Source organism: Clostridium sp. LIBA-8841, assembly GCF_057782475.1.
On the sequence record NZ_CM173488.1, the window covers coordinates 3,102,652 to 3,115,209 of the forward strand.

Here is a 12,558-nt window from a genome sequence, read left to right on the forward strand (position 1 = left end):
TTTTCTAAAAGCCACTCTTATTCATTATCACATATAAAAAAATTAAAGGCTATAGTCTATTATTGACATAACCTTTAAACTTAATTTCATTTAATTTTAAATTCCAAATATAGTTTTAATCAAAAAATTTTCAATAAATGGTGCTATAAAGAAATCTAAAGCTAAAATTAAAATAATAATTAATTCACCATTATATTTGATCCAAAATTTATTGGAAAGATTATTTAATTTAATCCTAGAACTTAACTTCTTAAATAATAATATATAGATTAAATACCCTATAGCTGCCCCTAAAGTATTCATTAATAAGTCATCTATATCAGTGGCTCTCATATTTAATAATTGAAGCACTTCTATTATTAAGCTAAAAGAAAATCCTACTAAAATAGTATTTAAAAATTTCTCGAACTTATTCCAAAGACTAGGTAAAAATACTCCTAGCGGAATAAATAAAATAATATTTGTTATCATTCCAAATAAATTCCCATCTTGAAATTTAAATGGAACCAAACTTATTGTTCTTTCTCTTTCAATTCCTATGTCTAATATATGTCCTGGTCCTGTAATACTAAGAACAGTTACTATATAAAAAGCAAAGATGCATAATCCAAGTGTAAATACCTTTGAAAACTCAACTTCTTCTTTTTTTAAATATAGTATTAAAAAAATACAGTATATAAAAACTCCAACAAACGCCGAAACTAATAGACCCATATTATCATCCCCCTTAGACTTAAGTAAAAATCCAAAATTAGTTATAGACAAAAAGCATTATTAAAATAAAAGCAACGGGTATCATGACCAATGTGCTACAGATAGACACAAAACTTTTAATTCTACCCTCCTCTTTTAAAATGCTTTTTATCATCCAATATATTCCTACACCAATAATTCCTCCAATTGTATTGGTTATTATATCAGTTATATCGCTCGCACCTATAGCAAATATATATTGACCAACTTCAAAAGCCAAAGATATTAGTACTATTACTCCTATCTGCTTATAAATTTTAGAATTATTTAAAAACATACTTATATAAATTCCTAAAGGTATAAATAAAATAATATTTCCTACAATATCTAACTGATTATAATATCCGTTTATAATATCATTAAAAGGAATTAAGTTTATACTTCTATGAAATTCTCTCTGACTACTAAATAACTCAATAGGAGAAACATATTTAAAAAGAATATTCCATAACAAAAATAAAATATAGAATATAAAACTTATTACAAATAAAAAGTTAATTACTCTCTTTTTCACTTGAACTCACCCACTTACTAATAATAAAAAAACTTTCTTAAATAAATATTTACAAATCTTTTTATAGATTAATTAAAGTTAATAAAACAAACTATAAATAGGTTAAAAAACATACAAAGTTCTAAAACCTATTTATAGTTTTTCACTTCAATTTTTAATATCTCTCTTTAATAATCTCTAAAACTTCTTCTTTAGTTAATTTTATAGCTTTCATGCTTTCTATAAATCCATCTAAGGCATCCTCTACTAGTTCTTTTCTTATGTTCTTTAAAATTCCCTCATCCTCTGTTATAGTACTTGGTTTATTTCTCACGGTTTCTATAAGCCCCATAGTTTCCATGTCTCTATACGCCCTTTGAACTGTATTTGGATTTACTTTTAACATCTCTGCAAGCTCCCTTCTTGATGGTATATGCTCCCCTGGTTTTAAATTCCCTATAACTAAAGATTGTTTTATATGTCTTATTATTTGGAGATAAATTGGTTCCCTATCATTTACTTCAAAAAACATTTTTACTTACCTCCTATCACCTTAATGCTATTTACTACTCCATCCTCATATTCTCCTATATAAAGTGGATTTTTACTATTTATATCAACAACACTTATATACCCCTTATAATAAATTAAATTATCCTCATTAAAATCTGTTAAATTTAAAAATACTTTATCTCCACTTATAAGAATATTACTTATATCACTAAAGCTTACACCATATCTTTCAAATCTATCTTTTTCTATAAGATTTTTATAAAAAGTAAATTTCTTAGTATTAAAATTAAAGTTTAATATTGATACGCTACTTCTGTCACTATCGTAGAAAGAAAAATATATATTTTCATCTTGAATATATGATTGTCCCTTATCGCCATCTTTATAGATTTCCTTAATTTCATTATTTATTTTCTCATCTGGTTTATAAATATTTATTTCTTTAGTATTTAAATCTATTTCTAGTACTCCTTCTAAAATAGTATTTTTATTTTTTTCATCTTCAAATACTTCAAAATAAATATTATCACTATATTCGAAATGATTACCATTAAATATATACGAATTGTCCAGATCTAATTCTTTATTTAAACTCATAGGTTCTGATACTTCAAGTTCTTTGCTATCTATATTAATTTCACCAAATATAATCATAGTTTCATTAGAAGTATTTTTCATAAAAAGAATATTTATTTTACCATCCTTATAAGAAATTCCATTTATTCTGTAATCTTGATTTAAGTTTGTTTTATTTTCAACCTGAAAATTTTCATAAGTATTAGTTTTTTTATCCTTAATCCTTACTTTTAAATGTGGATCAACACCATAAGATTGATCTGTAACATCAACCATAACCTCATTATCTTCATAAAAAGTTTCAGGTATAACAAGTAATCCTCTAAAGAACTTTTTATCTTCTAATACATTAACACTAGAATTTATTCCATTAAATCCACTTTCAAAAAACGAAGTTTCTTTTTTCACATCATTACTATCAACAGTTAGATTTTCTACTCTTACTCCTTTGTCTTTTGCTAAATTAAACTGAACATCTCCTAATTCACTTCTTTCTCCATATAAATTAGAAAACTTAATACTACTTTCATTAGCTTCTATAGTTATACCTGACCAGGTAAATATACCCAATAAAAATATTATAGTACAAATTATCGGTACTCTCTTTTTCATACACTCACCTCACCTACACATGAACCTTGTTCTTTAACAAATAATTTGAACCAAACCATCCAATAATTATATAAACTATACTTGTTCCTATCATCCAAAAGAATCTTTCAACAGAATATAATCTTATAATGCTCGGTAATACATAATAAATAAATATTAAAGAACACCCTATTATAGCTCCTAAGATTCCTCCTTTTATTCCAAAGCTCTTTGTCAAAAGCGAAAACAAAAATGCTACTAAAATTAATGCTACTATGCTCACAATAAGCCAAATAATATTTAAATAATCATCTGGAATAATATATCTAAAATTTATTTTTGAATATATTATTAATTCCTTAATACTCTCATGTTTCAAAAATTCCTTTGGAAACTTAACATTAAAAATAAAATATTCTATAATAACAGCTACTATTTGAAAAAACACTAAAGATATATAGAAAAACATTGCTGCTAAAACCTTATATAAAACAATTAATTTTTGAGAAATAGGTAAATTCAAAAGAGTATATGCACTTTTATTCTCTCCCCAAAATTCTCTAAACCATAAGTAACAACAATACAAACAAAAACATATTAATAAAATTAATGTGAAAAATATAGCCATTCTATTATGACTAATATTAAATGATGAAAATGTATTAACTCCACCATTTAATATCTCTGTAGAATTTTCTATTTTTTTTAAAAACCCATCTAAATACCCATTTAAATTATAGATAAACCAAATGATATTTAACATCATTAGTCCTATAGCTATTCCTAGAGTTATTTTCAAATCTCTTATTATTTGAGAATTTAAAAGATAAGAAAACCTTTTAAAATCACTTTTTACCACCTTTATGCACCTCCCTTATTTTATCAACTAAAGATAAGCCCTCTGCTCTAATATCTTCCACATAAAATTCACATTTAATTTTTCCATTGCTTAAGAAAACAACCTTATCAACCACATTTTCTACCTCTTTTATTTCATGTGTAGTTAATATAATACCTATATCTTCATTCATATATGAAATAAGTGATGCTATGAATTTCTCCCTTGTGAATACGTCTATTCCAGAAAAAGGTTCATCTAACAACAAATAATCTGGATTTCTTACAAATCCTAAAATTATTTTAACCCTAGCTATATTACCTTTAGAAAGATGATTTATTTTATCTTCTTCATTAAGCTTAAAATCCTTTAGCATTTCATAAGCCTTAGCCATATCCCATCTTTCATACATTACACTCATATATTCAAAAGCATCTTTTATTTTCATTCCACCATAAGTATTAATAACATCTGGTACAAAGGCTATTTTTTCATAAGTTTTATAACTTCTCTTTTCTCCGTCAAAAAGAATTTCTCCACTGTTTTCTTTAACGAGTCCCATAATTATTTTTAATAATGTTGATTTCCCTACTCCATTTATTCCAAGAAGAGCTGTTATTTCTCCCTTTTTAGCTTGGAATGAAATATTATTTAAAACTTCTTTTCGTCTAAATTTTTTTGTTATATCTTTAACCTCAAGCATTTTTTCACCTCTCTTCTTAATTTTTATCATTAAATCCATTTAACCTAACATTATTCATTTCACCTAAATAAATTAAATTACTATTTGATAAATCTACAACTCCAATAATTGATAAACTGCTATTTTCTACACTTGATAAAAAATATAATTTATTATTAAGTACCTTTAAATACATTGGTTGAGTTTCTCTACCTACATATTCTTCAATCTCATTTTCATTTATAACATTTTTATAATAATCAACAGTAAGGTTTTCTAAATTAATAGTAGCTACTGAATATACTCTTGGAACTTCTGATTTAATCCCCCTATATTTTTTCATTTTTTCTTCATCATTAAATGTCTTTTCTAACTCCGTTGAATCTGACATTTTCACACAAATTGACTTTCCATCGCATTCTACTGACTCTAATGCTATCCCATTTAAATCTATTTTATTTTCTTCTAATATTTTTCTTACATCATAATCTTTAAATGAATTATCCTTTAAATTAACTTTATAAATATTTAAATCAGTAATCTCTTCAATGTTTTTTTTCTCATCATAATTCCTAATTATTTTTCCAATATAAAAATTATCTCCGTCCTTATATTCTAATCCCATCTTTTCAGAATAACTTCCAAATTTCTCAACCTCATTAAAAACTTTTGTTTCAAAATTATATTGTTTTATAACTAAAGGGCATGAATATTTACTATCACTTTCAGGCATCAATATTTTTATTTTATCTTTTTCTCCATAAACAGCTAAAATGTTTGACCCTCCATCATTTTCAATAGATGTTTTTTTAACCTCTCCAGTTTTTTTATCTTTAAGTACAAGCTCTAATATATTTGTTTCATACTTTGTATTTACAACAGCTAAATAATCCTTTCCTTCATATGAGTTAGAGCTACTAATGAAGATACCTCTTAAAGCATCCTTGTTTTTATAAAAATCCACTCCTTGATCACTTTCATCAACAAACATCATTTTAGAATTTATGGAATCTGCTCCAATATTATAATCTTTATAAAAAAAACTCCCTAAATTCTTTTTAACAGAAAAGCTAACATCTCCTAATTCTGACCTATTCCCATATATATCTTTAACTTCTATATTTCTAAACCCATTTATAATATTAATGCCTAAAATTATAGCAAGTATAGCTAAAGCACTAATAAAAATTATATTTGAAAACTTCTTATTCATACTATCTCTCCCTCTTTCTAAACATTAATCTTTTTATTTATTAAGTAATTATTTAACATAAATGTAATTCCAATATAAATTAAAAGACCTATTGTATATAATAAAAGGAATTCTATAGCAAAGAGATGTAATTTTGTTACTGGAACATAGAAAAAAATAAATATTGTTATGATTACATATATGATCCAGTATACTATCCCCTTTATTCCAAAACTTTGTTTTAAAAATACAGCTAAGGCTCCAATTAGACTTATTAAAAATATAAAAATAATCATAACTGTTAAATTGACCATATCCATTGAAATAAAACCATAACTAATATTATTAAATAGTGCTTCAGTTAAAACATTTAATTCTATATTAAAATTACTTCCAAGCTTTATTTTTAACATAAGCCAATTAATAATTATTGATAAAAATTGTCCTAATAGAAACATTCCGAAGAAAAGTAATACAACTAAACTTTTACTTAAAATTAAATTACACTTTTTAATTGGTAAACTTAATGATCTATATATTGTTTTATTTTCAGAATAAAATTCTCTAGCCCAAATAAATATAGAAAATATAATAATTAATAATATTTCTAAAAAGAAGATATATGTTTTCCCACGGTTCATACCTAAAGGCCTTATAGCCATATCATAAATAACCCCTTGAAATAAAACATTATTCTCATAACTACCTACAACAGCCAAGCTCTCTATATAATAAAGAGCTATTGTTATAACCATTGTTATTAAAACATTTAAGGCTATTACCTTAAAATTTCTAGAAGCTTCATATTGAAGCAAGGAAAGAAATTTATTTTTTTTCTTACTCATCTAAAAACACCTCTCTCATCTTATCAATTAAAGAAACTCCTTCACTATATTTCATATCTTCAACATAAAAATCTTCTTTTATATCTCCTTCATTAAGAAGTATTACTCTATCTGCTACCCCTTCTATTTCGGAAATTTCGTGGGTAGTTATAAGAATCCCCTTGTTCTCATTGATATAATTTATTAAACACTCTAAAATATCTTCCCTAGTAAAAATGTCAATTCCTGAAAAAGGCTCGTCCATAAGAATATATTCTGCACCTTGCGCAAAACCCAAAATTATTTTTACTTTTGCTAAATTTCCTTTTGACAATCTATCTATCTTATCTTCCTTATTTAATTCAAATTTTTCTAGCATTTCATGAGCTTTTTTACTATCCCATTTATCATAAAAACACTCCATATATTCGAAACTTTCTATTATCTTCATTCCTTTGAAAATATTTTTCACATCTGGAACGAAAGATAATTTATCTAAATTTTTATAAGTTAATTCTTCTCCATCAATTAAAACACTTCCACTATCTTGCTTAATAAGTCCCATAATAATTTTTAATGTTGTAGATTTTCCAACTCCATTTATTCCTAGTAAAGCTGTGATTTCTCCCCTATTTAGTTTAAAAGAAATACTATCTAAAACCTTTTTACGTCTAAAACTTTTACTAATTTCAGTAACTTCTATCATATTTTCACCCCTAAAACCACTAATTTAATTTATTTGTATCTGTGTATTACTTCATTAATACACTAACCTTAAGTGTATTATAGCATTAGTACACATCCTTGTAAATGATATATTTTACTTTTTTTGTATTTTCACCGAAATATAACTTTTAATAGTATTGATTTACTGCTATATTCAAAATATTATTTTAATTATTATTCTATTTTCACCTTTCATTAAAACATTAAATATTACCTTATAAATATTTTTCTGTTTAAACACATTCTTATTAAAGTTTAATTTAATAATTTCAATATACTAACTTTAAAATCTTTATAATCCAATCATGAGTTTTTTTAAATTAAACTATATGTATAAATAACTAAATTTAAATCATTGATAATCTAAAACAACGTAAAAAAACACTCTAGCTATAATACTAGAGTGTTTAAAACTTATTATTTTTTCTTTTTAAATTTTGAGAAGAAACCTTCATCTTTTTCATCTATATCGTCAACTGATTCTCCTGACGCTCTCATGAATTCTTTTAATGCTTCTTCTTGTTCTTTATTTAAGTGTTTTGGAACCTCTACTACCATATGAACGTATTGATTTCCTCTTCCCCCACCATTAACATGAGGAACACCTTTTCCTTTTAATCTAAACTTAGTTCCAGGTTGAGTACCTGCTGGAACCTTGTACTTAACATTTCCGTCAACTGTAGGAACTGTTATTTCTGTTCCTAAAGCAGCCTTAGCCATACTTATCTTATAATCATAGTAAATATCTGAACCTTCTCTTCTAAATATCTTAGATGGAGCAACATTTACTCTTATATATAAATCTCCTGCAGGACCATTATTTAATCCTTGTTCACCTTGTCCTCTTAAAGGTATGATATTACCAGTATCTACACCTGCTGGTATCTTAACTGTTATCTTTCTAGTCTTTCTAACAGTTCCTTTTCCTTTACAATCTGGACATGGATCTTCTATTATCTTACCTGTTCCACCACATTGGTCACAAGTTGTTGTAGAAACAAAACTTCCTAATGGAGTTTGTCTTTGAACTCTTATCTGACCTGAACCATTACATTTTGGACAAGTTTTAGGAGATGTACCTTGTTTAGCCCCTGTACCATGACAAGTTTCACAAGTTTCAGTTCTAGTTATTGATATTTCTTTTTCACATCCAAATACAGCTTCTTCAAAAGTTATATTTAATCTATACTCTAAATCAGCACCTCTTTGTGGAGCATTTTTTCTTCTAGCTGATCCGCCACCACCGAATCCGCCGCCAAAGAATGATTCAAATATGTCTCCAAATCCGCCCATTTCTGAGAAATCGAATCCGCCAGCATCGAATCCACCAAATCCGCCACCACCGTATCCAGCACTTCCATCAAAGGCTGCATGACCAAATTGATCATATTTAGCTTTTTTATCAGGATCTTTTAATACATCATAAGCTTCATTTACTTCTTTGAATTTTTCCTCAGCTTCCTTATCTCCAGGATTTCTATCCGGGTGATATTTCATAGCCATTTTTCTAAAAGCTTTTTTTATTTCATCATCTGAAGCACCTTTTTGAAGACCAAGCACTTCATAATAATCTCTTTTAGCCACTGTTATTCACCACCTATAATTTTACTTGTAAAAAGGGAAGACTATTGAGCCTTCCCTCTATTAATTCTTTTTATATTATATCAAAGCTTTAAGTCTTGTGATAGTTTTAATTATTATTTATCATCTTGAACTTCGAAGTCAGCATCTACAACATTGTCATCATTGTTTGTAGCTCCAGCACCTGCATTAGCTCCACCCATGTTGTTTGGATCGAATCCTTGGCCTTCTGATCCACCATTTTGTTGGTATAATTTTTCTGATACTTTGTAGAATGCTTGAGTTAAAGCTTCTATAGCATTTTGTATAGCTGGGATATCATCACCATCTTTAACTTTTTTAACTTCTTCTATTTTAGCTTCTATTTCTGCTTTTTCTTCAGCTGAAACTTTGTCTCCAAGTTCATTTAAAGTTTTTTCAGTTTGGTAAACTGTTTGCTCAGCAGTATTTTTAACTTCTATAGCTTCTTTTCTCTTCTTATCTTCTTCAGCGAATTGTTCAGCTTCTTTAACAGCTTTATCTATTTCTGAGTCGCTTAAGTTAGTTGAAGCTGTGATTGTAATATTAGCTTCTTTTCCAGTAGCTTTATCAGTTGCTGAAACCTTAACTATACCGTTAGCATCTATATCGAAAGTAACTTCGATTTGAGGAATTCCTCTTGGTGCTGGTGCGATTCCTGATAATGTAAATCTACCTAAAGTCTTGTTGTCAGCCGCCATTTGTCTTTCACCTTGTACTACGTGAATTTCAACTGATGTTTGGTTATCTGCAGCAGTTGAGAAAGTTTGGCTTTTCTTAGTTGGGATAGTTGAGTTTCTTTCGATTAATGGAGTAGCAACTCCTCCTAAAGTCTCAATTCCTAATGTTAATGGAGTAACATCTAGTAATAATACGTCTTTAACATCACCAGTTAATACACCAGCTTGGATTGCAGCACCCATTGCTACACATTCATCTGGGTTAACTCCTTTTGAAGGTTCTTTTCCAGTGAAGTTTTTAACAGCTTCTTGAACTGCAGGTATTCTAGTTGATCCACCAACTAAGATTATTTTATCTATATCATTTAATGATACATTTCCTGATTTTAAAGCTTCTTTCATTATATTTATTGTTCTTTCAACTAAATCATGAGTTAATTCATTGAATTTAGCTCTAGTTAATGTCATATCTATATGCTTTGGACCAGTTGCATCAGCAGTGATGAATGGTAAGTTAATTAATGTTTGAGTTGATGATGATAACTCAATTTTAGCTTTTTCAGCTGCTTCTTTTAATCTTTGAAGAGCCATTTTATCTTGTCTTAAATCAATTCCATTTTGTGCTTTAAAGTCTTCAGCTATATAGTCTATAATTCTTTGGTCGAAGTCATCTCCACCTAATCTAGCATCTCCGTTTGTTGATACAACTTCAAATACTCCATCTCCTAAGTCTAAGATAGATACGTCGAAAGTACCACCACCTAGGTCATATACTAAGATTTTGTGATTGCTATCCATTTTATCTAAACCATAAGCTAATGAAGCTGCTGTTGGTTCGTTTATTATTCTTAAAACTTCTAATCCAGCTATTCTACCAGCATCCTTAGTTGCTTGTCTTTCAGCATCATTGAAGTAAGCTGGAACTGTAATAACAGCTTTTGTTACTTTTTCTCCTAAGTAAGCTTCAGCATCAGCTTTTAATTTTTGAAGTACCATTGCTGATATTTCTTGTGGAGTATATTCTTTACCATCTATGTTAACTTTGTAGTCAGTTCCCATATGTCTTTTTATTGACATTATTGTTTTATCAGGATTTGTTATTGCCTGTCTTTTAGCAACCTGTCCTACTAATCTTTCTCCATTTGCTTGGAATGAAACTACTGATGGAGTAGTTCTAGCCCCTTCTGAGTTAGTTATAACTACTGGTTCTCCACCTTCCATAACAGCTACGCATGAATTTGTAGTTCCTAAATCTATACCAATTATTTTACTTGTTCTTACATCACTCATTGTTAATTCCTCCTCTAACAATTTTATATATTAATTCTGATTATATGCTTAATTATTTAGTTACAGTTACCATTGAATGTCTGATAACCTTATCCCCTCTCTTGTATCCTTTTTGGAATACTTGAGCCACTTGATTTGGCTCAGAACCTTCTTGATCCACAACCATCATTGCTTGATGTAACTCTGGATCAAAAGCTCCTTCTGTAGGTATTTCTTCAACTTGAAGTTTTTCTAAAGCATCTTCAAATTGTCTTACTGTCATTTCAACACCTTTTTTAAGGTCTTCAACTGAGCCATCTACAGCTAATGCTCTTTCTAAGTTATCTAATACTGGAAGCATTTTTATTAAAACATCTTCACAAGCATCAGTGTATATTCTTTCTTTTTCTTTATCAGTTCTCTTTCTGTAGTTTTCATATTCTGCAGAAATTCTTAATAATCTATCTTTTAAGGCCTCTAATTCATTTTCTAACTTTTTAGTTTTATTTTTAAACATATTATTTTCTTCCTTTAAAGCCTTTAATTCTTCAAAATCAATAACTTTTTCATCAGCCTTAATCTCTTCTGAAACTTCTTCTACTTCTTTATCTACACTAGGATCTTCTTTTTTATTTTCATTATCGAATTCTTCTTGGATATTTTCCTTTAACTTTTCGTCAAACTCTTTGTTATCCTCCATAAATCAGCCCACCTCTTCTCTTTTTTTACTTTACTTATTCTTTAAAGTTTCATTTAATTCTTTCATAACCTCAGTCATGATTGATAATACTTTAGAATAATTTATTCTTCTAGGACCTATTAAAGCTATAGTACCTAATGATTTATCTCCTACATGATATCCAGCTGATATTATAGAGCATTCTTTTGCTTCTGGTACAAATATTTCATCACCTATTTTAATAGTCATATCATCGCTATCACTTATAAGTTCTGAAATACACTTTTTATCATGTAAAAGCTCTAAAATCTCTTTTGCTTTATGAATATTATTATATTCAGGATAATTAAATATATTAATTGTTCCCTCTAAGAACACTTCAGATGTTCCATCGTCTTTCAAGCTTTCATAAAGAGCTGGCAGAACTGCATTCACTATATCTTCATATCCTTCTAAAGCTTTATTGAGATTACTTATAACCTCTAGGTTTATTTGCTCAATAGTAAGGTTCTTAAGCCTTTCAGTTATTATCTTACTAATTTTAATAAGTTCTTCAGATAAAGGAACACTTTTTACTTTTATAACTGTATTTCTTATTACACCATTATCAGTTACTAAAACACATAATATACTTACATCATCAACTTTTAAAAGTTGAATTGATTTTATAAAACTCTTATGAACTGAAGGTGCTTTAACTATACAAGTCATTTTAGTAAGTTCCGATAGAAGAGCACTAGTTTGTTTGATTATCTTATCAACTTCGTACAAGGTACCATCTATTATTGAACTTCTAATAAGCAATTCCTCTTCAGAAGATAATCTTTCGAATTCAACCATTCTATCAACATATAATCTATATCCTCTGCTTGATGGAATTCTTCCTGCCGAAGTATGAGGCTGTTCTAAAAATCCCATTTCTTCTAAGTCAGCCATTTCATTCCTTATGGTAGCTGAACTTACTCCAAGATTATACTTTTTAGCGATAGTTCTCGAACCTACAGGCTCTCCAGTAGATATATAGTCTTGAATTATAGCCCTTAATATTTGAAGCTTTCTATCATCTATCACTAATCTCACCTCTTTATTAGCACTCACTATTAATGAGTGCTAACTAGTACACTATTAATATATTACCTCTCA

Annotated in this window: 13 protein-coding genes; all 13 read right to left on the minus strand. The window is 27.9% G+C overall.

Annotation, left to right across the window (positions count from 1 at the left end):
* Window positions 1–96 precede the first annotated feature (96 nt).
* Entirely contained in the window at window positions 97–714 is a 618-nt protein-coding gene (locus AC2A4K_RS13635; protein WP_322503034.1) for a VanZ family protein, read from the minus strand.
* Between the two features lie 37 nt (window positions 715–751).
* Window positions 752–1,267 (minus strand): VanZ family protein, encoded by a 516-nt coding sequence (locus AC2A4K_RS13640; RefSeq protein ID WP_322503035.1) that lies wholly within the window; start codon window positions 1,265–1,267, stop codon window positions 752–754.
* A 154-nt stretch (window positions 1,268–1,421) separates the two neighbouring features.
* Window positions 1,422–1,778, minus strand: coding sequence for a GntR family transcriptional regulator (locus AC2A4K_RS13645; protein ID WP_322503036.1), 357 nt, complete (start codon window positions 1,776–1,778; stop codon window positions 1,422–1,424).
* A 2-nt stretch (window positions 1,779–1,780) separates the two neighbouring features.
* On the minus strand, window positions 1,781–2,947 hold the full coding sequence (locus AC2A4K_RS13650) for a hypothetical protein (RefSeq protein WP_322503037.1): 1,167 nt from the start codon (window positions 2,945–2,947) through the stop codon (window positions 1,781–1,783).
* A gap of 13 nt (window positions 2,948–2,960) precedes the next feature.
* Window positions 2,961–3,785, minus strand: a complete 825-nt coding sequence (locus AC2A4K_RS13655) for a hypothetical protein (RefSeq protein ID WP_322503038.1) — start codon at window positions 3,783–3,785, stop codon at window positions 2,961–2,963.
* Entirely contained in the window at window positions 3,772–4,467 is a 696-nt protein-coding gene (locus AC2A4K_RS13660) for an ABC transporter ATP-binding protein (protein ID WP_322503039.1), read from the minus strand. Before AC2A4K_RS13660 ends, AC2A4K_RS13655 begins: the two co-directional genes overlap by 14 nt.
* 16 nt (window positions 4,468–4,483) lie before the next feature.
* Window positions 4,484–5,659 carry a hypothetical protein gene (locus tag AC2A4K_RS13665; RefSeq protein ID WP_322503040.1) on the minus strand — a complete coding sequence of 392 codons (1,176 nt, stop codon included), beginning with the start codon at window positions 5,657–5,659 and terminating at the stop codon, window positions 4,484–4,486.
* A 17-nt stretch (window positions 5,660–5,676) separates the two neighbouring features.
* Entirely contained in the window at window positions 5,677–6,483 is an 807-nt protein-coding gene (locus AC2A4K_RS13670) for a hypothetical protein (RefSeq protein ID WP_322503041.1), read from the minus strand.
* On the minus strand, window positions 6,476–7,168 hold the full coding sequence (locus AC2A4K_RS13675; protein ID WP_322503042.1) for an ABC transporter ATP-binding protein: 693 nt from the start codon (window positions 7,166–7,168) through the stop codon (window positions 6,476–6,478). The genes AC2A4K_RS13670 and AC2A4K_RS13675 overlap by 8 nt, the downstream gene beginning before the upstream one ends.
* 437 nt (window positions 7,169–7,605) lie before the next feature.
* Window positions 7,606–8,772: a molecular chaperone DnaJ gene (dnaJ, locus tag AC2A4K_RS13680; RefSeq protein WP_322503043.1), complete on the minus strand. Its 1,167-nt coding sequence runs from the start codon at window positions 8,770–8,772 to the stop codon at window positions 7,606–7,608.
* Window positions 8,773–8,885: 113 nt separating this feature from the next.
* A complete protein-coding gene (gene dnaK / locus AC2A4K_RS13685; RefSeq protein WP_322503044.1) occupies window positions 8,886–10,757 on the minus strand; it encodes a molecular chaperone DnaK in 1,872 nt (623 codons plus the stop codon).
* A 52-nt stretch (window positions 10,758–10,809) separates the two neighbouring features.
* Window positions 10,810–11,436: a nucleotide exchange factor GrpE gene (gene grpE, locus AC2A4K_RS13690; RefSeq protein WP_322503045.1), complete on the minus strand. Its 627-nt coding sequence runs from the start codon at window positions 11,434–11,436 to the stop codon at window positions 10,810–10,812.
* A 30-nt stretch (window positions 11,437–11,466) separates the two neighbouring features.
* On the minus strand, window positions 11,467–12,486 hold the full coding sequence (gene hrcA, locus AC2A4K_RS13695; RefSeq protein ID WP_322503046.1) for a heat-inducible transcriptional repressor HrcA: 1,020 nt from the start codon (window positions 12,484–12,486) through the stop codon (window positions 11,467–11,469).
* Between the last annotated feature and the right edge of the window lie 72 nt (window positions 12,487–12,558).

Bases quoted from the DNA above. Each gene is read 5' to 3' on its own strand.
- AC2A4K_RS13645 (WP_322503036.1), bottom strand. From the start codon at position 1,778: ATGTTTTTTGAAGTAAATGATAGGGAACCAATTTATCTCCAAATAATA.
- AC2A4K_RS13660 (WP_322503039.1), bottom strand. From the start codon at position 4,467: ATGCTTGAGGTTAAAGATATAACAAAAAAATTTAGACGAAAAGAAGTT.
- AC2A4K_RS13635 (WP_322503034.1), bottom strand. From the start codon at position 714: ATGGGTCTATTAGTTTCGGCGTTTGTTGGAGTTTTTATATACTGTATT.
- AC2A4K_RS13650 (WP_322503037.1), bottom strand. From the start codon at position 2,947: ATGAAAAAGAGAGTACCGATAATTTGTACTATAATATTTTTATTGGGT.
- AC2A4K_RS13670 (WP_322503041.1), bottom strand. From the start codon at position 6,483: ATGAGTAAGAAAAAAAATAAATTTCTTTCCTTGCTTCAATATGAAGCT.
- grpE (WP_322503045.1), bottom strand. From the start codon at position 11,436: ATGGAGGATAACAAAGAGTTTGACGAAAAGTTAAAGGAAAATATCCAA.
- dnaK (WP_322503044.1), bottom strand. From the start codon at position 10,757: ATGAGTGATGTAAGAACAAGTAAAATAATTGGTATAGATTTAGGAACT.
- AC2A4K_RS13665 (WP_322503040.1), bottom strand. From the start codon at position 5,659: ATGAATAAGAAGTTTTCAAATATAATTTTTATTAGTGCTTTAGCTATA.
- AC2A4K_RS13675 (WP_322503042.1), bottom strand. From the start codon at position 7,168: ATGATAGAAGTTACTGAAATTAGTAAAAGTTTTAGACGTAAAAAGGTT.